The sequence below is a fragment of the Flavobacterium sedimenticola genome, assembly GCF_030053345.1.
Taxonomy (GTDB): Bacteria; Bacteroidota; Bacteroidia; order Flavobacteriales; family Flavobacteriaceae; genus Flavobacterium; species Flavobacterium sedimenticola.
The window spans coordinates 135,994-156,367 of sequence record NZ_JASGBP010000005.1; the positions used below are offsets into that span (position 1 = coordinate 135,994).

19 protein-coding genes are annotated in these 20,374 nt (G+C 40.3%); 1 reads left to right on the forward strand and 18 read right to left on the reverse strand.

Annotated elements, in window-relative coordinates; genetic code table 11:
- Window position 1: 1 nt before the first annotated feature.
- The 15 genes from QHT84_RS09615 to QHT84_RS09685 are packed head-to-tail and all read right to left on the reverse strand — an operon-like array spanning window position 2 to window position 14,282.
- A complete protein-coding gene (locus tag QHT84_RS09615; protein WP_283239345.1) occupies window positions 2-940 on the reverse strand; it encodes an NAD(P)-dependent oxidoreductase in 939 nt (312 codons plus the stop codon).
- Entirely contained in the window at window positions 921-1,619 is a 699-nt protein-coding gene (locus tag QHT84_RS09620; protein WP_283239346.1) for an acylneuraminate cytidylyltransferase family protein, read from the reverse strand. Before QHT84_RS09620 ends, QHT84_RS09615 begins: the two co-directional genes overlap by 20 nt.
- Window positions 1,619-2,779: a UDP-N-acetylglucosamine 2-epimerase gene (gene neuC, locus QHT84_RS09625; RefSeq protein WP_283239347.1), complete on the reverse strand. Its 1,161-nt coding sequence runs from the start codon at window positions 2,777-2,779 to the stop codon at window positions 1,619-1,621. Before neuC ends, QHT84_RS09620 begins: the two co-directional genes overlap by 1 nt.
- Complete coding sequence (locus QHT84_RS09630; protein ID WP_283239348.1) at window positions 2,776-3,783, reverse strand: N-acetylneuraminate synthase family protein; 1,008 nt, start codon at window positions 3,781-3,783, stop codon at window positions 2,776-2,778. The genes neuC and QHT84_RS09630 overlap by 4 nt, the downstream gene beginning before the upstream one ends.
- A 30-nt stretch (window positions 3,784-3,813) precedes the next feature.
- Window positions 3,814-4,725 (reverse strand): glycosyltransferase family 2 protein, encoded by a 912-nt coding sequence (locus QHT84_RS09635; protein ID WP_283239349.1) that lies wholly within the window; start codon window positions 4,723-4,725, stop codon window positions 3,814-3,816.
- A gap of 3 nt (window positions 4,726-4,728) precedes the next feature.
- Window positions 4,729-5,745 carry a glycosyltransferase family A protein gene (locus tag QHT84_RS09640; RefSeq protein WP_283239350.1) on the reverse strand — a complete coding sequence of 339 codons (1,017 nt, stop codon included), beginning with the start codon at window positions 5,743-5,745 and terminating at the stop codon, window positions 4,729-4,731.
- Between the two features lie 42 nt (window positions 5,746-5,787).
- The gene (locus QHT84_RS09645) at window positions 5,788-6,804 is read right to left on the reverse strand and encodes a glycosyltransferase family A protein (RefSeq protein ID WP_283239351.1); all 1,017 of its coding nucleotides are present in this window, start codon (window positions 6,802-6,804) and stop codon (window positions 5,788-5,790) included.
- Window positions 6,801-7,961, reverse strand: coding sequence for a glycosyltransferase family 4 protein (locus QHT84_RS09650; RefSeq protein ID WP_283239352.1), 1,161 nt, complete (start codon window positions 7,959-7,961; stop codon window positions 6,801-6,803). The genes QHT84_RS09645 and QHT84_RS09650 overlap by 4 nt, the downstream gene beginning before the upstream one ends.
- Window positions 7,962-7,972: 11 nt before the next feature.
- Window positions 7,973-8,674, reverse strand: coding sequence for a class I SAM-dependent methyltransferase (locus tag QHT84_RS09655; RefSeq protein WP_283239353.1), 702 nt, complete (start codon window positions 8,672-8,674; stop codon window positions 7,973-7,975).
- Between the two features lie 12 nt (window positions 8,675-8,686).
- The gene (locus QHT84_RS09660; RefSeq protein ID WP_283239354.1) at window positions 8,687-9,967 is read right to left on the reverse strand and encodes an ABC transporter ATP-binding protein; all 1,281 of its coding nucleotides are present in this window, start codon (window positions 9,965-9,967) and stop codon (window positions 8,687-8,689) included.
- A gap of 51 nt (window positions 9,968-10,018) precedes the next feature.
- Window positions 10,019-10,909 (reverse strand): glycosyltransferase family A protein, encoded by an 891-nt coding sequence (locus QHT84_RS09665; protein WP_283239355.1) that lies wholly within the window; start codon window positions 10,907-10,909, stop codon window positions 10,019-10,021.
- Window positions 10,909-11,718 (reverse strand): class I SAM-dependent methyltransferase, encoded by an 810-nt coding sequence (locus QHT84_RS09670; RefSeq protein WP_283239356.1) that lies wholly within the window; start codon window positions 11,716-11,718, stop codon window positions 10,909-10,911. The genes QHT84_RS09665 and QHT84_RS09670 overlap by 1 nt, the downstream gene beginning before the upstream one ends.
- A 1-nt stretch (window position 11,719) precedes the next feature.
- Window positions 11,720-13,000 carry an ABC transporter ATP-binding protein gene (locus tag QHT84_RS09675; RefSeq protein WP_283239357.1) on the reverse strand — a complete coding sequence of 427 codons (1,281 nt, stop codon included), beginning with the start codon at window positions 12,998-13,000 and terminating at the stop codon, window positions 11,720-11,722.
- An 8-nt stretch (window positions 13,001-13,008) separates the two neighbouring features.
- A complete protein-coding gene (locus QHT84_RS09680; protein WP_283239358.1) occupies window positions 13,009-13,380 on the reverse strand; it encodes a four helix bundle protein in 372 nt (123 codons plus the stop codon).
- 44 nt (window positions 13,381-13,424) lie between these two features.
- Entirely contained in the window at window positions 13,425-14,282 is an 858-nt protein-coding gene (locus QHT84_RS09685; protein WP_283239359.1) for an ABC transporter permease, read from the reverse strand.
- A gap of 160 nt (window positions 14,283-14,442) precedes the next feature.
- Here QHT84_RS09685 and QHT84_RS09690 point away from each other — a divergent pair, with 160 nt between their 5' ends.
- Window positions 14,443-15,180, forward strand: a complete 738-nt coding sequence (locus QHT84_RS09690) for a tyrosine-protein phosphatase (RefSeq protein ID WP_283239360.1) — start codon at window positions 14,443-14,445, stop codon at window positions 15,178-15,180.
- Here QHT84_RS09690 and QHT84_RS09695 read toward each other — a convergent pair.
- From QHT84_RS09695 to QHT84_RS09705, 3 genes are read right to left on the reverse strand one after another with little or no spacing between them, the layout of a single operon-like run.
- Window positions 15,163-17,562 carry a GumC family protein gene (locus tag QHT84_RS09695; RefSeq protein WP_283239361.1) on the reverse strand — a complete coding sequence of 800 codons (2,400 nt, stop codon included), beginning with the start codon at window positions 17,560-17,562 and terminating at the stop codon, window positions 15,163-15,165. The two genes, QHT84_RS09690 and QHT84_RS09695, sit on opposite strands and share 18 nt — an antisense overlap.
- Window positions 17,563-17,565: 3 nt before the next feature.
- Window positions 17,566-18,336, reverse strand: coding sequence for a polysaccharide biosynthesis/export family protein (locus tag QHT84_RS09700; protein WP_283239362.1), 771 nt, complete (start codon window positions 18,334-18,336; stop codon window positions 17,566-17,568).
- Window positions 18,337-18,390: 54 nt separating this feature from the next.
- Entirely contained in the window at window positions 18,391-20,337 is a 1,947-nt protein-coding gene (locus QHT84_RS09705; protein ID WP_283239363.1) for a nucleoside-diphosphate sugar epimerase/dehydratase, read from the reverse strand.
- Between the last annotated feature and the right edge of the window lie 37 nt (window positions 20,338-20,374).

Here is a 20,374-nt window from a genome sequence, read left to right on the forward strand (position 1 = left end):
ATTATACTGTCATTTTTATGAATTTAGACACTATGAATTCTTCAGTCATCGCCATCGATTCATAGGTGGCGCCGGCAATATGCGGTGTAATAATAACATTATATTCTTCATTGGCCAATTGTACCAAGGGATTGTATTTAATTTTTTCTTTGCGGTATTCATCCGGTAAAACATCGGTAGCAATACCGCTAATTTTATTTTGCTTCAACATTTCAGCGATGTAGTTTTCATCCCAAACTGCCCCGCGAGAGGTATTAATCAAAACGGCATGCGCCGGGCAATGCTGTAAAAGCGATTCATTGACAAAGTTGACTGTTCCATCATGCAACGGAATATGAATGCTGATGATGTCGGCCCAACCGAAAAGTTCTTTCGGATTTGAAAAACTTTTATAGGTATTGGTTTGAGAAACCAGGTCAAAATAGCCAACTTCCAACCCGAAAGCTCGCGCAAAATGAGCTACTTGTTTTCCTACTCTTCCCAATCCTAAAATGCCGATTTTCTTTCCGCTGAGATTATGGCCTTTGAAAGCGTCGCGATTCCAGTTTCCGTCGCGGACATCTTCAAAAGAGGTCGGAATTTTTTTGAGTAATGCTAACAATAAGGCCCAAGTATGCTCGGCAGTGGAAGGTATCGAACCTAAAAAATCGGTTTCGCCTTGTAGCGAAATGATTTTTCCGCCGCGACTTTCAAAATACGCCACATCAATGTGGTCTAAACCTGTGGTAGCCGTCAATATGTATTTCAACTTCGGTGCCTTTTCTAACACCTCTTGTGTCAGTTTAAATCGCAATCGAACAAACAAAACATCATAATCACCTATCTTGTCTAACAATTCGTCCTTTGACTTGAAGGTACAACAAGTCACTTCAAAATGGTGTTGAAGTTGGGCTATAGCCTTTGGGCTAAAATCTTCCGATTCAGTGAGGAGTATTTTCATGCTTCCAGTCGGCATACAAAAGTTCAGCTATCTTAAAATCTCTCGGAGTATCAATATTGGCAAGCCATTCGGCAGACATTACATACGCTTTTTTACGGGCCACCATAAACGATTTTTCTGTCAAAAAAGCATTGGTTCGTACCGCATAAAAACAACCATTTCGATAGTAAACGGGCGCTAAGTCTTGGCGTCTTGCTGTTTCTCCGGTTGTCATAAACGGAATCAATTCGGCTGCGTTACCCAGAGTATACATCCGAGCCGGATGCATATCATCCATCGGTACCACACTGATTACGCCATCCACATGGTCTTCTTCTTCCAAAAGCGTGATAATCGCATCCAAATCGGCACCGGTACGCAAAGGAGAAGTCGGTTGCAACAACACAATGAAATCAAAATCCTCTTGCAACTCAGCGTAAACATGCGCCACGGCAGTCACCACATTACTGGTATCGGTAGCCAGAGACTCCGGTCGGAGAACGACTTCACAACCATATTGTTGGGCAACCACTGCAATAGCTTCAGCATCGGTGGAAACAATTATCCGTGTTGCTTTTTGCGAGGCTTGAGCGCAGGCAATCGCATGTGCTATCAAAGGTTTATCTCCCAAGATTTTGATGTTTTTGTTAGGTACGCCTTTAGAGCCGCCTCGCGCCGGTATGATGACCAAGGTCTTCATTAATACGTAATCGTTTTGTGAAACTGCAATGGCAATTCCCGGAGTAATTGGGCAATCTTTTCGCCGGCATCACCACCTCCATAAACATCAGACTTGGGTCTTTTCTGTTGGTTCAGTATAGACGCTACAGCCGATACTATTTCATTTTCATCGTAAGTGACATCCACTACGTTTTGTCCGCGATCACGGCGATTTTGACGCGAACCGATATTTACCACCGGCACACCGAGATAGGCACATTCGCGGATACCAACACTGGAATTCCCAATCAGGCAAAGTGAGGCATGCAACAAATTCAGGAAATCATCACCTTCCATATTTTTGAAAAAGTGAACATTTTCCATTTTATATTTTTCGCGAAACGAACGGATTCCGGTGGAAGTACCGTCGGCTCCGGCGTCTACATTCGGCCAAAACCAAAGCGTGGGTTTGTTTATTTTTTGAATCGCCCGCAAAGTGGCTTCGATATGTTTCCGGGAATCCTGATACTCATTGGTTACCGGATGTTGCATCACTACAAGATAACCGCTGCTCAAATCGGGCTGCGAACCCACACCACCGTATTTTTCATACGGATTAAACAATAAGGTTTGATGAACAGCCACTTGTTGCGCAATATCAATAGAAGGGCAACCGGTATTGAACACCATCTCAGGGTTTTCACCGAGTTGTATCACGCGTTGCTTGGCATTTTCGGAGGCTACAAAATGGTAATCGGCCAATTTGGTAATGGCATGACGCACTTTTTCGTCAATGTTTCCGGTGACTTCGCCACCTTGAATGTGCGCTAACGGGATGTTCATGTACGAAGCCGAAATGGCTGTAGCCATCGTTTCAAATCGGTCGGCCACCGTAACCACGATGTCCGGACGCAGGTTGTCGAAAACAGTCGACAATTCTAAAATACCGATACCGGTCGTTTTAGCAGCTGCGGTAAGGTTCTCTCCTTCCAAAACGTTAAAAACTTTGGCGGCAATTTCGAAACCGTCTTTTTCGATATAATTCACTGCGCTGCCATACCGATCGAGCAAAGCTGAAGCCGCTACAATCAATTGCAACTCTAATTCGGGATGCTTTTTTATGGCCGACAATACCGTTTTTACACGGCTATAGGAAGGTCGTGCAGTAATGACTACGGCTATTTTTCGTTTGTTACTCATGATAAATCGTCTTCATTCAAAAAATCCCATTGGGATTTGTCTTTGGTCAATTGTCTTCCGATTACTTTTTCGAAATCGGCAGCGGAAATACCATATCCTTTCGGTTTTTTACTTTCTAAATCGGCAAAAGTAAGGGTATGTCCTTGCGGTAGATTTTTATTAAGGGCCAATGATTTTTCAAAAATACTTTTGAGTTCGTTGAAAGCCGCATTGTTGTTTTTATGAATAGGATATTGCAAAGCCGAATGGATGTCGTGAACGGCTTCGACCAACTGTTTGGTTTCTTCCAAGGTGAGCGAAGCTATGGCATCCGGGCCGAACATGGTACGGTGAAAAACCACATGAAACTCTAGGATTTCGGCACCTAATGCTACGGCAGCTATGCCTGTCGCCATTTTAGCCGAATGATCGGAAAAACCGATAGGTATGTTATAGCGTTGTTTTAATTCGGCTATCACATTCAATCCGTATTGCTCCGGTTGTGTCGGATAGGCCGTAGTGCATTGCAAAATAGAAAATTGGCTTTTTTTGCTGTTCAGAAAAGCAACGGTTTGATCCAATTCGGCAAAACTGCTCATCCCTGAAGAAAGAATAATAGGCTTTCCGGTTTGGGTAATTTTTTCGAGTAACAGGAAATTATTGACTTCGCCCGAACCCACTTTATAAGTATGAACGCCTATTTCTTCTAACCAATCTACAGCCAGATTGCTGAACGGCGAACAGATAAAATCCAAACCCACTTCGTCACAATGCTGTTTGATGCCTTTCCATTGGTCCAGTGTGAATTCCATACGCTTCCAATAGTCGAAACGCGTGGCATCTTCTTTGGAAAACTGTACCCGAAAAGGTTCATGAATACTGCTTTCGGCCTCGGCCAAGTGCATTTGAAACTTAATGGCCTGAACGCCGGTTTTCGCCACGGCATCAATGTAGGAATGTAAAATTCCCAAACTGCCCTCGTGCGCTTGGGCAATTTCGGCTATTAAATAAGGTTTGCGGTTCATCAAAATCGATTGTAACGGAAGTAAAAGTAACTATTTTTCCGGTTTCCAATATATTTTTGTTTCGTTTAATTTAACGTAAGCCTCATAGGCTGTGACCGTCAGTGCGTTTCTGTAGCGGATTAATTTCGGCACAGCCAACAGTAAATCGAGTAATGCCAAAATCAAGGGAGCAATCACTTTGAGTTGGCCTTTGAAAATTTTACCTTTACACTGCATCCAAAGCGAATACGCTAGGAGTCTGGGAATCTTCAACAAGGGCAAAAACAAAAAATAATTGTACCAATCGGCTCGAATAGCTCTGCGGTAGCGAAAGGCAAAAGCGGTATTGTTTTTAGCTCTTTCTTGTAAATCCACCCGGTGTTGTACTAAGATTTGGGGCACATAATGCACTTCCCATTTCCTTTTAAACAATTGAAAAGCCGCAAAATTTTCTTCGCCGTAAAACTCGTACCATTCCGGATAATTCGGAATCTCGTGCCAGGCCTTCATGCGCCAAATATGACCACAGCCGATAAAACTTTTGACTTGATGTGGTCTTTCAGTAGTATTTAGGTAATCGCTTGGCGTTTTACTCCAAAAAATTCGGGCGGCAATCAAACCACAATGGGGATGTTGCTCGAAATAATCTATACTGATGTGCCAGGGATTTTCGGTAAGAAAATGGGCATCATCATCCAAAGAAACCGCATAATCGGCATCGGTTTCGTTGAGCATTTTATTCCGGCAATAAAGATAGCCTTGGGCCATTTCATTGCGATACACTTTGATTTGCGGAAATTGAGTCTGCACCTTTTCAAAAGTACCGTCGGTGGAGCCGTCGTCAAAAACCACACAAGAAACCTCATCATTCCATAAATACTGAATTTTACCCAGCGTAAACAACAAATCATTGCAGCGGTCTTTTGTTGCAATCAGTATGGCTATTTTGGGTTTACCCTGCATGGTTTAATAGTTTTGAGCGACTTCTTTTGGCAAGCCCTTGGCTTTATAAAAATAGCGTCGCACCCACTTTTTATCGAAGAGTTTGGTAAAAAGGCGGTTTTTGATAAAAAAAGAAAAGGTGTTGGGCACATATGACCGAGAAGAGGGTTGCAAAGTCACAACGGGTACTTCTGCCACGGCATTGTTCTGTATGGTTTCTGCCATCCAATCCTCCGCTACATTGCCCATATGATAGGCATAGTTGTCTACCGTTGTCAAACGCCAAAGACCTTTGCTTAGTGGCTTTTCATCGAGATAGCGTTCCGTATCGGCACCCAATTTAAAACCCAAATACGTTTTAATTTCACCGAACAATTCTTTTTTGTAAGTCGCCACAAAATGCCCCGAACCCACTACTGCCCTTGCCTTATTTTGGTCCAACGTAAGTGTCCATTTTAAATAATCGGGATTGTAGTCTTCTCCCCAACCAATACTATAATAAAACTTTTTAAACGCTTCCGGGTTTTGGAGCGGTGTAAATTTTAAATTCGAAGAAAACCAGTGGTCAAAAATTAGATTGCCCGAAAAATATTCGAACATTCTGATTTGCGGCACGATACCGACGACACCGGCTTGCGGAAAGTGATTAAAAACCGATACGGTTTCTTTTTGCCAATCTTTTAAAAATAAAACATCCGCATCGGATATGGTTACCAATTCGATATTGTTTCCGGTTACCCCTTTTAAGATGGCATTTATTTTTCCTAAGTTTTCGGTGTGTATTAACTCCTGAATTTTTTGGGCTTCAAATAGTTGGTTTAAATAGTGTACCACTTCTTTACTGCTGCCGTTATTTACCACGGTGATCATGGTTTTGGAGTGCACCGATTGGATTAATGAATTGAGACAGTGTTGCAATACCGTAAAAGAATCTTTGAAATAGCCTTCGGCATGGGGAATATAAACCGGAACAATTACCTGATGAATGTAATGGCTCTTTTCTAAAGGCTTGTCTTTATGCGGATTAAATCCAACTCTCATGATGGTATTCTTTTGTGGTGCTAATGTATTGAAAATGCTCAGTTAATAATACTTAGCTTCTTCTTTTTTTAACCCTTTGAAACGAAGAAAATTTTTCCAAAAGAGCTGTCGCGAAAACAATATCTTTCCGAAAACATTCATTTTAAACCCATTCAGAAGCGGAGAAAAACGAACGACAACCTCTTGCGGTGCCGGAACTTCTTGCCGTTCCTGTTGAAGCCGATTCAATTCTTCTGTCATCCAGGCCTCTGCTACATTTCCCATGTGATAGGTGTAATTTTCGGCTGTGGAGAGTCGCCAATACCCTTTTCGCACAATAGCGGTGTCAATGGCATCCATTACTTTTTTGCCCAACAAAGTATTGACGTTCCCGAAACCACACTCAGGTAATGCTTTTCGTTTGTAGGTGCACACATAATGTCCGGCACCAACCACTGCCGAAACTTGATCATGATTCACGGTCAAATATTTTTGCAGATGAATCGGGCGCAGTTCCATAGGATTTCCGATACTATCAAGGAAACGGACCATAGCTTGGCTGTTTTTGACTGCGGTAAACCGTAGGGAGCGAGAAAAAAAGCAATCAAAAAAGATATTTTCAGTTAAGCGTTTAAAAGCTCTGGAATTGGGAGTGGTACACACGGCTCCCGCTTTGGGAAACGCATTAAACACCGTATAAACTGCCTGTTGCCAACCGTTCAAGAAAAGCACATCCGCATCGGCTACAGTTACCCAGGGAAAAGATGACCCCATCAACGCTTTATTGACCGCATTTACCTTCCCGATATTGGGCGTGTGCAGCAATTCGTGAATGGAACCTTTCTGATACAAATCGTGCAAATACGACACCACTTCGGAACAAGAACCATTATTAACCACAGCAATATAGGTTTTGGCGTGACATGTTTTCAGTAAAGAAGCCAAAGATATTTTAAACACTTCGAAACTGTCTTTAAAATAGCCCTCATTATCGGGAATATACACCGGAACAATTACCTGATGAAAATAATCCGATAGCGGTAATGATTGGCCTATTTTAGGATTCGTTCCTACTCTCATGGTGTGACATCATTTTCCAGACAATTCCGGTACTTCTGTTGTATGGCCGAAAATTGATACTCGGCTAAATACCGTTGTCGGTTGTTTTGTGCAATTTCGTGAAATGCTTCATTAGGCAACGCATTTACAGCGGCTAAGCTATCAAAAAAAGAGTGCTGATGGTTAATTTGGAACCAAAAATCATTTTTTGTTCCGGCCAATCGCTCTTTCATGGCACCTACCTCGGTAGAAATAATCAGCCTGCCCGAAGCCATGGCCTCCAAACCCACCAATGGTCCTGATTCTTCGTGAGAAGGAATGATTAAAACGGAAATTGGAGCAAAGAACAACTGGAGCTCATCGGGATGTGATTGTCCCAGATACCGAATATTATCGTAGCCTTTTATAGTTTCAAGCACTTCTTGTTGTAATGGCCCATTACCGGAAATCCGTAATTGGCCTTCCGGATAATTTTGAAAAAAACGAATCAATTCGAGGATTCCTTTTTCGGGACTGAGACGTCCCAAATAGCCAAAAACCATTTTCTTTTCCGGAATGGGTAAGGCCAATAATTTTTGTTCTTCCTGAGCACATTGATCGATAATCACATAAGGCAGTGGCAATTGACGATTGAGGTTCAAGGCATTCGCCTGTGAATGATGGATGAAACCGGTCGCTTTTTTCAAAAAATCGAACATTTCAGGTTGTAATGTGCGTATGGTACCGGTAGTTCTAATCCAAAAGGGTTTCTTTTGACGCGCACTGATTTCCAATGCGGTTTTCAAATAAGCGCTGCTGGGTTGCACACAAGCAATAACCACATCGGATTCGGTTATACACCGAGTTACTATAGCTTCTTTTTTCTTTTCAAAATCAAAAAAACTTTTTGAAACGGCATTTTGAACATAGGCATACGGCTGTTGTTTTTTCTTATTTTTGAGATACATCACATACGCCCAAAACCGAATAAAACAAGAACTTTTATAAAGTTCTTGTTGAAAAGAAGTAGCCGAGACTAAGGGTAAATTGCGCAGGGCATAACTTTTTCGGGTAAAATATTTAGTCGATACTATCGAAATTTCGTAGTGATTGGAAAGCGATTGGGCAATAATATTGACTTCGACATCTCTTCCGCCAAAATCGCCAATAGGCCCGAACAAAAGCAATTTCTTTTTCAATACAAATCGGTTTAGGGATTGATTTGATACAGCAGTAAATATTTGTCGTTGTACTTGCCGTTGCCCTCGGTACAATTTTCAAAAATTTCATCAATCGGATACTTCCAATTAAAAGGTTCCAACTCCAAATTAATAGTCCGCCAAAATCCGATAACCCCATTATCTTGGTTGTGGGTTGTATTTTTAAAACTGGTCGTCAGTAAATACTTGGAGCCGCTTTTTTTGATATTTTTAAGCGCGGCGATAATCTGTTGGTTTTTTAAATGCACCAGTAAATCGCGGCATAGTATCAGATCGACTTTGGGTAAATCGTCGTTGATGATATCGATTTCCCGAAAAGCAATATGCTCGGAAGCAAAAGCGGCATTGTTCTTTTTGATTACATCGGCTACAATATCGCCTCCGATGTATTGAATTCCGGTTAAATCTACTTTTTGCATCCAAAAGAAATCGCCGCAAGGCAAATCCAACAGACTTTGAATCTTATATTTTTGAAATAAAACGGGCAACTGTTCGATGAGCGCTTTGGTTTGTTCTAAATCGGATCCCGAACCTGATTTAGAAACATTGTGATCGTTACTGCTCCGGGTATTGAATAAATCGTGTCGGTAAATTTTTGTAAACACACGTTGGTTGTACCAACGACTTTTTGTAAACAGCCGGTTCAACAACAATCGTAAACGTTTTTTGACCGATGATTTCAGTTTTCTCATGTCGTTGTTTTTTTATAGGACATCCCAAGTAGATTTGAGCGCTACATGGCCGTGCAATCTCGGATTGATGTCTCTGATAATATTCATTTGCAAAGCGTCTATAATTTCGATAGCCATGAAATTTTCGGCAGTAAAAACTTTAGAAGTATCGTTATAATTAACAACGACCAAATTGATATTGTATTGGCCTTTCATAAGATTCAACGCATTAATCTTAACTCTGATTATGGCACTGCTGTCTTTTTTATCGATAGTAAAACCCGACAAATACGAAGAAACTACCGAAATGATATTGCCGAAAGGGTCCACAATTTTCAATTCGAAAACATACTGTTTAAAATCGATTTCATGCGTGCCGATGGCCTGTAAGTCGATAACAATATCTTCTCCGGAACGAAAGGCATTTTTGGAATGAAGCTGATCATTATACACTTGACCCGTTACTTCAAACACCTCGTCTCCAAAGCTTACCATGGCGTTGCCGGATACAGCCTTGTTGCCCAATTCCAAATATCGGGTAATGGAATCGGTAATAGTCCCATCAAAAATGACACTGCCTTTATCGATGACCAAACCATGCGTACACAAACTCTGAACTGCCGTCATGTTGTGACTCACAAATAAGACTGTTCTTCCTTGACCTTTGCTAATGTCACCCATTTTGCCCAAACACTTTTTTTGAAACTCGGCATCCCCAACAGCTAAAACCTCATCTACAATTAAAATTTCGCTTTCCAAATGGGCCGCTACTGCAAAAGCCAAACGCACATACATCCCTGAAGAATAGCGCTTTACCGGGGTATCAATGTAGCGCTCTACGCCCGAAAAATCGATAATTTCATCCAGTTTACGGGTAATTTCTTTTTGACGCATCCCCAAAATGGCGCCATTGAGATAGATGTTTTCTTTACCCGAGAGTTCCGGGTGAAAACCTGTTCCGACTTCGAGCAAGCTGGCAATTCTGCCTCTCACTTTAATCGCTCCGGTTGTGGGTGCGGTGACTCGGGACAACAGTTTGAGCAAGGTACTTTTACCGGCGCCGTTTTTCCCGATAATGCCTACGGCTTCACCCTGATTAATTTTGAAATTAATATCGCGTAAAGACCAAACAATATCGCTTTCTCCTTTACTGCTTCGATCATTAGCTTCTCCGATTTTCAGAAACGGATCTTCTTTTCCTCTGACCTTAGTGAGCCAAAAACGCTCTAAATCGCGCGAAACGGTACCCGTACCAATCTTTCCGAGTTGGTACATTTTGGATAAATTTTCGACTTCTATAACGGTTTGACTCATGTAATTCGGTAATGAATGAACTTAAAAAAGTAATATTCAAAAATAAGGACTCTAATTTATTTTCAAGGTACTAAATACGATTCTTTTCAGGAATAGTAGATACCGATACGGTAAGGCCAATCGAAAGTAAATTTTAGAAATCGTAAAAAAATAACCGAAGGCTTTCTTGTTTTGCAGGAAAGCTTTAGACAATTTTTCGACTAACTGTATGCGTTGTGCTTTGTTGAAATAGGCGTTTTTATGTTGGAGCAAGTAGGTGTAGAATTGTAAGGCCGCTTCGGCTTTGAGTTTGAAATTATCAGTACTCCCTGAGATACTGCTGCTTGACACTCTGATTTTGACGATGGCTTCATTAATAGAATATATCTTTTTAAAATCGGAGAACTCTAACACCGCTAAAATATCCGAATACCAAGCTAATGGAAGCTCACGGAACCCTATCGTCAAAACACGATTTCGGTTAAATATATATTCGCTCAGAGAACTTCTCTTGCCGCTGAACAACAAATCGACAGCATTTTCCAACGGGTCATGTTGGTACACCGGAGAAGTAACACCGTCCTTTTCATCAATCTTAACGGTAGCAAATCGAACCACATGGGCTACTTTTTGTATGGCTGCCAAATGGTCATAAAAAGTCGCCACTACATGGCTGTCTAATACATCATCATCCCCTAAAATCATGAGCCATTCTTCGTCTTGTATCATAGACAAACAACGATTCCAATGTCTCACCAATGATGTTTTGCCGAGATTGTCTTCAAATTTTTGATACACTATCGGAAAATGCCTTTCGTATTGTTGAATGAGCGGCTCAGGGTCAACAGGTCCGGCGTCATTCCCAATGTAAACGACAAACCGTTTATTGGTTTGAGCGTGCAGCGACTCAAGCGTCGCCTCAAAAAATTGAAATTTGTAATACGGAATGACAATGGCTAACATTAGGTAAACAAATGCTTGATAAATTTAAAAGGTCGCAGTAGCGTATGTCCCAGTTTATATGTTGTACTTTGATAAACATACCGCACTTTACTGTCAATTTCAGCATTCACAAATGAATTGCCGTCGAACAGGCTCGCTTTTTGACGTGCAAATTCGACATCCGCAGCGATAGCAATGAGGTACAACGGTGGAATGTGTTGTGTTTGCACTTCGCTGTAATTACCGGTAAATATTGCTATCTTTTCTGACGCATCATCCTGAATCAGGGAATTGCCATTAACATATTCCTGTGTCAGCAACTGCAAGTTGGCAAAATGAGCGGCGATTAAATCGACGAACTCCTGTTTGTACAATTCTTTGACATGAAACTTGTTTTTAAAATTTCGGGCATCGGAATAGTACAATTTATCAGGTGTAGAAATAATCAACATCCCGGAAGGTTTTAACACCCTTTTAATTTCGGAAAGCATTTCACGATGCTTATCGTGATGTTCGATGGTTTCAAAACTAACGACCACATCGACCGAGTGATCCTGTAACGGAATGGCAGCGGCGCTACCCTCCTGAAAGGAGAGATTCTCTCTTTTGTATTTTGCTTGGGCTTTGGTCACCGTATCGGCATCAATATCAACTCCGTATACACGGGCAGCGGTTTTGCTCATAATGGCGCTACCGTAACCTTCACCGCAAGCGATATCCAGCACGGTTTTATCAGCGATGTAGGGTGTGAGCAGACTATAGCGATGCAAATGCTCTACAGCGTCTCGGGTATAAATATAGGTTTCTAATCGTTCGCCTGTCCAACTCATGTTATTGCCATTCTAATAAAGGTCTGACTACACCCGGAATTCTTCCGGTGTATTTCCCTCTGATATCGGTACTGTCTAATTCGTCAATAATAGTAAATCCTACGATTTCCATTTCGTGCAATTCGACCTGAAAAGGTTCATAACGCATAATCGCAAAACTACAGGTATAGCCTCCGTCGGCTAATAGGTTTCCGGGAATGCGAATGGTTCTTGTATAGATTCCTTTTACAGATGGTTTGAGTAGGGTTTCTGAATCTTTGTCGTGTGAGCTGAAAATATGAATGTTATGATTGTTAAACAGATTCAATCCGTGGGTAAACAACGCACCCTCTTTGGTGATTTCATAGGTAAATTCAATCCTAACTTCATTGGAGATAAGATGATTGAGCGCGATTTCATTATGGACATCCAATACTTTAACTTCCAATAGGCGCAAAAAATCGGTTTGCGGGCCATCTTGATGAGGCCACACGCGATGTGCATTATCGTTGGATGCTTTCAAATAATATGCTACCGCTCCTTCAACAGCGCCATTATAACTGATACTGCCGTTTTCGAGGACAATCCCTTTAGAACACAAACTTTGAACCGCGGCCATATTGTGACTCACAAATAAGACCGTTCGACCTTGTCCTTTGCTGATGTCACCCATTTTGCCCAAACACTTTTTTTGGAACTCGGCATCTCCAACAGCCAGTACTTCATCGACAATCAAAATTTCGCTTTCCAAGTGTGCAGCTACGGCAAAAGCGAGTCGCACGTACATACCCGATGAATAACGCTTTACAGGGGTATCGATATACCTTTCTACTCCGGAAAAATCTATTATTTCATCTAGTTTACGGGTAATCTCTTTTTTTCGCATTCCCAAGATAGCGCCATTGAGATAGATATTCTCTCTACCGGTTAATTCGGGATGAAATCCGGTACCTACTTCGAGCAAACTGGCGATTCGTCCTTTGACTTTGATTTCACCGGTTGTCGGACCGGTTACCCGGGATAACAGCTTTAATAAGGTACTTTTGCCGGCGCCGTTTTTACCGATGATTCCCACGGCTTCCCCTTGGTTGATTTCGAAATTGATGTCTTTTAATGACCATACAATATCGCTATTTCCTTTACGGGTTCTGTCATTGGTTTCACCAATTTTCAGAAACGGATCTGCTTTCCCTAAAACTTTGGTCATCCAAAAACGTTCTAAATCGCGTGAAATAGTACCCGTACCAAACTGTCCGATTTGATAGGCTTTGGAAAGATGTTCTACTTGAATAACGGGTTTCATCTAAAAGTTTAAGGTTGAGTCTTAGGCTCCAAAGATTTAATTAATTTATGCAATTCTAATAAACTTTTGTCAATCATTTCATTTAGTGCTCTAACCTTTGATTCTTCAAAATAGTTGACATTACAGCCATAAATCAAATGGCTTTTTGTCTCAAAAATACTTCCTCTTGCAATGGTATAAAACTTTTTTTTATCCAACGACGTGCTTCTACCAAATCCTTCGGCAATATTGGCAGAAATAGATAAAGCAGATCGTCTGATTTGACTCGTTAATCCATAATCTTCGCTTCGAGGCAATGCTGCAGTCAAATGAAAAACACGCTCAGCATTTTCCATCGCCAATTTCCATACATTCATATCCTCAAAACTATAATAACTCACAACAAAAATTTTAATTTTCTCATCCTCAGACTAAGCCTCATCCTCTATATCGTATCAACAAAATTCTTTTCGGTTTTATTAAAAATAATAATCCCTAAAAACAAAACCACTAAGGTAAACACCGCCGAATAGCCAATGCTCCATACCGTGAATTCTCCTTTCCCCAAAAAGGCATAGCGAAAGGCTTCGATAATTCCGGTCATCGGGTTGAGCTCAATATATTTCTTGAATGATTCCGGAGCGGCGCTTAAAGGATAAATTACGGTGGTGCCGTACATCAATAATTGCACGCCGAAGGTGATTAAAAAGCTTAAGTCTTTGTACTTCGTCGTGATAGCCGTGATAATCAAGCCTGCGCCTAAGCCCAATAACGCCATCATAAGGATCAAAACCGGGAAAAAGAAAACCGCATAGGTCATTTCGAAAGCAGCACCATTGAGACTGAAATAAACCATTACTCCAAAAAACAATAACAACTGAACACCAAAACGAACCAGATTACTTACGACTATACTCAAAGGAATAATCAATCGAGGGAAATACACCTTTCCGAAGATATTGGCATTATCCTTAAAAACCGTACTGGTCTTGGTCAAACAATCGGCAAAATAGTTCCATGCCGTGATCCCCGACAAGTAAAATAAAAATTGAGGTAAACCATCGGTACTGATTCCTGCCAATTTTCCGAAAACCAGAGAAAAAACAATGGTTGTAAAAATGGGCTGTATAAAAAACCAAAGCGGTCCGAGAATGGTTTGCTTGTAAAAACTCACAAAATCTCTCTTGACAAACAAAAAAAGTAAATCTCTGTAATGCCAAAGGTCTTTGAACTTAATATCAAAAAGGGAGGTATGTCCTTTGATAATTAAATCCCAATCTTGCGACTGATGCTGGTTTTTCATTAATTTGTGAGGTTAGAAATTGTTACCATTAGCTCTCTATGTGCAAATATATAAATTAGGCTTCCCTGGAAAAAGAATTGACAGATTTAATTTGGGAATTCGATTTAATTTGTAAGAACCATTTTTATTTCCCTAATTTTGAACTCCTAAAACCTGCATTTTGATTTCATTTTTCAAAACCAAACCGGTGTTGGCCGACTTGATTCCGGATAATCATGTTGATATTCATTCGCATTTGATTCCGGGTGTTGACGATGGTGCTAAAAACATAGAAGAAACCCTATCGTTACTTCAAAAAATGGCAAACATTGGTTTTAAAAACAGCATTACCACACCCCATATCATTACCAATATTTGGAATAATACGGAAGCTGATATTGTAAAAAGACACCAAGAAATCCTGCCTGTAGTTCAAGCGCAAACCGGTATTAATCAATTCAATGTTGGTATTGAGTATATGTTGGATGACCATTTTTTGAAGCGTTTGGCTGGTGAAAAACTACTGACGTTAAAAGACAATTACATCTTGGTAGAAATGTCTTATTTGAATCCGCCCATACAACTGTTTGAAATCATTTTTGAAATTCACTTGGCCGGCTACAAACCTATTTTGGCACATCCGGAGCGGTATTTATTTTACCACCGAAACACCAAAGAGTTAGACAAATTAAAGAATACCGGGTGTTTATTTCAGCTTAACCTTTTGGCAACGGTTGACTATTACGGTGCTACGATTACCAAAATGGCTGACAAATTACTGCATTCCGATTATTACGACTTTGTAGGCAGTGACATACACCATCAAAACCACGTGAATGCTTTTGACAGAAAGGTACAAGTTAAAAATACCGCAGCACTCGAAAAAGTGATACAGAAAAATTTATTTTTTCTTGAATAAACCGCTAAACCATGATTTCTTTTCATTCTCTTCTTCTAAGCCATAGCCATAGCCATACCCGTAGCCATACCCGTAGCCATACGTTTTTCGCCACACGGTATCGTTCAATAAGATAGACATATTCGGTAGCTTTTTCTCTTCATAAAAACTTCCGGCGATTTTGAGTAAACGTTTATCGAGGAAGTTAGCTCGTACAATATAAATAAATGCATCGGCATATTTGGCCACCAACAAAGTATCGGTCACCAAACTCACCGGAGCCGTATCTACAATAATATAATCGTACTGTTGTTTTAGCGTTTCAAACATGGTGGCTACTTTCGGACTCAACAATAAATCGGCCGGATTAGGCGGAATAACGCCCGATGGAAGTACTGAAAAATTTTCAAAATCCTTCAATTGGATAATGTAATCCTCTATCTTTTCGTTGGGTTTGGCTATGTAATTGGTAATTCCTTTAGCCGGAATATCCAAATACTTGTCAATTTTAGGATTTCGAATATCCAATCCAACCAAAAGTACTTTTCTGCCGGTTAAGGCAATGGTGCTGGCCAAATTGATGGCTATAAATGTTTTTCCTTCTTTTGGCACCGTAGACGTTACAAATATGGTTTTGGCTTGATTTTCGGGAACGGAATTGAGCATAAACTCTAAATTAGTACGCACAATTCGGATGGCTTCGGCCGAACTCGAGCGGCTGGTAGCCGAGATGATTTCATCTTCCGAATCCGATTTCGGCACATCGCCCAAAAACGGTATGGCCACATTATCTTCAATGTCTTGTCTGTTCTTGATTTTAGTATCCAATAAATCCATCAAAAAGATAATCAGAAACGGTATTAACAATCCTAACGAAAAGCCAACCAATAAAATAATATTTCGGTTAGGAGAAACCGGACCTAATTTGGCCTTAGCCTCATCGATAATTTTGGCATTCGGTGCCGTAACAGCCAATGAAATCCCTACTTCTTCTCTTTTTTGCAAGAGATAAAGGTATAAGGTTTCCTTGATGGCTTGTTGTCTTCCGATAACTTTTAACTCTCTGGACTGGCGTGGAATTTCAGAAATTCGGCCGCTTATCAGATTGTCCTGCTTCTGAAGATCATCTCTTTTAATTTTTAGAGACGTTATTAATCGAACCAAACTTTCTTTGACACTTTTACGCATGTCATCAATGCGGTTATTCAAATTGATTAAAACCGTATTTTTCGCCGTGGCTCCGCCATTGAGCAATCGGTTTCTCTCGATGATGTAGCCGTTGTATTGGTTGATTAAATCCACGGCGCTGTTGTTAGGCGCGCTGTTTTCCGTGGGAATAATGTTAGACGGAATAATATCGTCTTTGGAAGAACTATTCAAGTAGTCGAGCATCGAAGATACCACTTTAATACGGGTTTCGGTTTCGATAAGCGCTTTTTCAAAATCCACGGAATTCTTGATAAACAAATCGGCGTCCGAATTGATATTCGTTAATTTGTTGGAAGTCATGAAATTTTCACCTTCTTTCTCCACATCGCCCAATTCCTCCGAGATAAACTTTAACCGTTCGTCAATGAATTTTTGGGTATTGCGCGAGATAAAGTTTTTGTCATCGATAGCATCCTGATTGTAAATGGCAATTAAGGTATTGAGGAAGTCTTCCGCTTTTTTGGGAAGCGCATCGTTGAGGGTGAGTTCCACTACACTTGATTTTTCACTAAGTGGCGCAATTTTCAGGCGATTGCTGTAGCCTTGTACGATATTGTCAAGACCATTGATTTTAACCGTTACCGAAAAATCCTTGTCGTTTTTTTTGTTCTCCAACATTTTTCGGGTCACCACCATTTTACAATTCCCCAATCGAATGATGGAACCATACCTAAACGTGTTGATGACTTTACCGTCGGGTGTGGCCAATTCGAAAGTGGTATCTGTTTTGGAATTAACCACATAGGATTGATTTTTGAGGTAAAACGAATCGTCCGATTCAAAAAAGGAAACATCAATAGGTTTTTTATCGTAGAGTTCCACTGTTTTTACTCTTCCCTCTGTAAAATAAGTAATATTCAAATTCAGCTTTTTTACGGCCGATTTGATAATGGATCTCGATTTTAAAATTTGAATTTCGTTATCTACATTGCTTTTAGAAGATTTCAGTAATCCCAAATCGGCAAAGGCGGAAAGCTCCGACTCTAAACCTCCTTTTTTCTCATCACGTACTAAAATAGTAGCTGTGGCTTGGTACTGCGGTACGGTGTAACGCAAATACAAATAGGCAAAAACAATGGAAATGATAATCGAAAAAACAAACCAAATCCAATGTTTTAAATACCGGTCAAACTGTTCTCTTAGATCAAGGCTACTATCCTTATCCTGGTTTGAAAAAGAGTTGTTGTATTTCATAAACTATCTGACTAAAAGAACGATTATCGTGGTTAATAAAGACAATGAAGAAATAATGACAGGCGCATTCGGACCGACTGCGGAAGCATTAACCCTGGTTTTATTGGGTTCCACCACCAAAACATCATTCTGCTTCAAAAAATAATACGGGGAATTGATAAAATCGGCCTGGGTCACGTCGACTCTGTTGTACGTCATTTTACCTTCCACTTCTCGTATCAACAGTATGTTATCTCTTTTTCCGTAAATGGTTAAATCGCCGGCCATTCCCAAAGCTTCCAACAGGGTAATTCTTTCGCTTGAAATTTTGAATGTCCCCGGTCTGACTACTTCACCCAAAACCGATATTTTATAATTTAATATTCTGAGGTTTATGGTAGGGTTGGTAATGTACTCTTTGACCTCTCCGTGCAATTTGGCAATCGCCTCTGATCGTGTCAGTCCGGCCAATTTAATTTTTCCGATAACAGGAAACTCTATATAACCGTAAGCATCAATCAAATAGGTTTTAATCCCGTCCTGGTTTTCATTAATTTGATAATTTCCTTGAATTTGCGGCATGTTAAACGGAATGGTTAACTCCGGTTGATCGGCCGAAACAATAATACTCAACAAATCATCATTTTGCAATTTCGGTTCATAATTGGCCACTCCGTTTTGGGTAGTAACGGCATCTACATTCTGAAGATACGCAATGTCTTTTCGGGAGGCACACGAAACCAATGAAAGAGCAAAAACAAACAATCCGGCTCTCAATATCGTTTTAAAATTCATAAGGTAAATTTTGCAGGTAAATATAGTAAAATTATGATTGTTGACCCGAAAAAGCTATTTATCAAGCGTAGCAAAAATAGAATTCATGCTTTTAAATTCCGGTACAATTTTCTTCATCAAGCTAACAACTTCTTGATTGGATTGCGTTTTGGCGGTTTTAATCAGATCGGCAATCATAATACTGATTTCTTCAAAATCGTCAAAATGATCTTGACCGATCAGTATTTTTTCGTTGTGTGTCGGAAGTGTTTTTGAAGTATCATTGAGTAGTTCTTCGTAGAGTTTCTCTCCGGGTCTGAGACCGATAATTTTGATTTTGATTTCATTATCCGGAGTAAATCCGGCCAAACGAATCATCTTTTTAGCCAAATCGATAATTTTTACCGGTTCACCCATATCAAAAATATAAATTTCACCGCCATTACCCATCGCTCCGGCTTCTAATACCAATTGGCAAGCTTCCGGGATAGTCATGAAATACCGAATAATTTCGGGATGCGTTATGGTTATCGGACCGCCTTCCTGAATTTGCTTGGTAAACAATGGCACTATAGAACCGTTCGAGCCCAAAACATTCCCAAATCGGGTGGTGATGAATTTAGTCGGGTTGCTTTTTTTCGTTTGAATCAGATGGGAATTGAGCGATTGAACGTATTTTTCGGCTATCCGCTTACTGGCGCCCATAACGCTGCTCGGATTAACGGCCTTATCGGTAGAAATCAGTACAAACTTTTCTACTTTATACTTGCTGGATAAATCCGCCAGGTTCTTGGTTCCGATAACATTGGTATAAATGGCTTGGGAAGGATTTTCCTCCATCAGTGGCACATGCTTGTACGCCGCGGCATGGTATACGAAATCGGGTTTAAACAGTTGAAAAACGCGTTCTGTTTCTTCGTAATCCCTAACGTCGGCTAAGATAGTTTCAATAGTCACCTTTTTCGAATACTCCGAAACTTCGAGTTGAAGATTGTGCAAGGGAGATTCCGCTTGGTCCAATATAACTATTTTAGCCGGACTGAAGTGGATAACTTGTCTCACTATTTCGCTTCCGATAGAGCCGGCTCCGCCAGTGATGAGAACTGTTCTACCGTTAATTTGGGATGAAATTGATTTACTATCCAACACTATAGGCTTTCGGTGTAATAAATCTTCAATCGCGAAACTCTTTACCTGATTTGAGATGTGTTTTTGATCCTCCCAGTCGGCAATTAACGGTACGGAATACACCTTAAAATTGTACTCCAAACACTCTTCAACTATAGCTATCGTTTCTTCTTTAGACAAACTTTTTTCAGCCATAATTAAAGCTTCCGCACCCAGACTTCTCAGAATTACGTGTATGTCTTTGGACTGATTGGCAATCGGTAAATCTAAAATACTTTTAGATGTTTTGACCTGATTGAATTTGTCGACAAAAGCAATGAGCTTAAATCGCGCCGGTTTTTCGGTTTTTAGCGCATTGGCCACCGAAATAGCATTGGCGTCAGCACCATAAATCACGGCCTTGATAAGGTTTTTGTTATCGTCTTTTTGCAAAAATTTTTCAAAGACGTTTTTTACCATTATTCTGAAAAGAAACAATAGTAAAAAAGACGTAATATAAGTGATGAACAAACCGGTGGTCAAAAACAACTTGACATCAAATACGACAAGCGTGATGAAATTAAGCGCCACCAAGGCCACATAAGCCGAGGTAGTTGCCACTAACAGTTTAATGCCGTCAATAAAAGTAGAATGCCTGATGATACCGGCATAGGTTCGATACACCAAAAAGAAAAAAGCATTGGCCAATACCACAAAAGCGTATTGTAAAAAGCCAACCAAAGCACCATTAAAAACAACAGCCAGGTTGTAAATAATGATTGAAGTTATACCACAAGCAACAGCCACAATAAAAACATCAATAGCAAAGATTATCCACCGAGGTAAATAACCGATGTTTTGAAATTTTTTATTAAAAATGCTGCTTTTAATTTCTTTGAAAATAGAATTATCCATCATGCTTCCTGTAACCTCTCAAAATTAAGATAATTTT

What these genes read in the sequence shown, in the direction of transcription:
- QHT84_RS09655 (WP_283239353.1), bottom strand. Translation starts at nt 8,674, where the DNA reads ATGAGAAAACTGAAATCATCGGTCAAAAAACGTTTACGATTGTTGTTG.
- QHT84_RS09665 (WP_283239355.1), bottom strand. Translation starts at nt 10,909, where the DNA reads ATGTTAGCCATTGTCATTCCGTATTACAAATTTCAATTTTTTGAGGCG.
- QHT84_RS09660 (WP_283239354.1), bottom strand. Translation starts at nt 9,967, where the DNA reads ATGAGTCAAACCGTTATAGAAGTCGAAAATTTATCCAAAATGTACCAA.
- QHT84_RS09630 (WP_283239348.1), bottom strand. Translation starts at nt 3,783, where the DNA reads ATGAACCGCAAACCTTATTTAATAGCCGAAATTGCCCAAGCGCACGAG.
- QHT84_RS09705 (WP_283239363.1), bottom strand. Translation starts at nt 20,337, where the DNA reads ATGGATAATTCTATTTTCAAAGAAATTAAAAGCAGCATTTTTAATAAA.
- QHT84_RS09615 (WP_283239345.1), bottom strand. Translation starts at nt 940, where the DNA reads ATGAAAATACTCCTCACTGAATCGGAAGATTTTAGCCCAAAGGCTATA.
- QHT84_RS09670 (WP_283239356.1), bottom strand. Translation starts at nt 11,718, where the DNA reads ATGAGTTGGACAGGCGAACGATTAGAAACCTATATTTATACCCGAGAC.
- QHT84_RS09635 (WP_283239349.1), bottom strand. Translation starts at nt 4,725, where the DNA reads ATGCAGGGTAAACCCAAAATAGCCATACTGATTGCAACAAAAGACCGC.
- QHT84_RS09620 (WP_283239346.1), bottom strand. Translation starts at nt 1,619, where the DNA reads ATGAAGACCTTGGTCATCATACCGGCGCGAGGCGGCTCTAAAGGCGTA.
- QHT84_RS09700 (WP_283239362.1), bottom strand. Translation starts at nt 18,336, where the DNA reads ATGAATTTTAAAACGATATTGAGAGCCGGATTGTTTGTTTTTGCTCTT.
- QHT84_RS09640 (WP_283239350.1), bottom strand. Translation starts at nt 5,745, where the DNA reads ATGAGAGTTGGATTTAATCCGCATAAAGACAAGCCTTTAGAAAAGAGC.
- QHT84_RS09685 (WP_283239359.1), bottom strand. Translation starts at nt 14,282, where the DNA reads ATGAAAAACCAGCATCAGTCGCAAGATTGGGATTTAATTATCAAAGGA.
- QHT84_RS09695 (WP_283239361.1), bottom strand. Translation starts at nt 17,562, where the DNA reads ATGAAATACAACAACTCTTTTTCAAACCAGGATAAGGATAGTAGCCTT.
- QHT84_RS09675 (WP_283239357.1), bottom strand. Translation starts at nt 13,000, where the DNA reads ATGAAACCCGTTATTCAAGTAGAACATCTTTCCAAAGCCTATCAAATC.
- neuC (WP_283239347.1), bottom strand. Translation starts at nt 2,779, where the DNA reads ATGAGTAACAAACGAAAAATAGCCGTAGTCATTACTGCACGACCTTCC.
- QHT84_RS09645 (WP_283239351.1), bottom strand. Translation starts at nt 6,804, where the DNA reads ATGAGAGTAGGAACGAATCCTAAAATAGGCCAATCATTACCGCTATCG.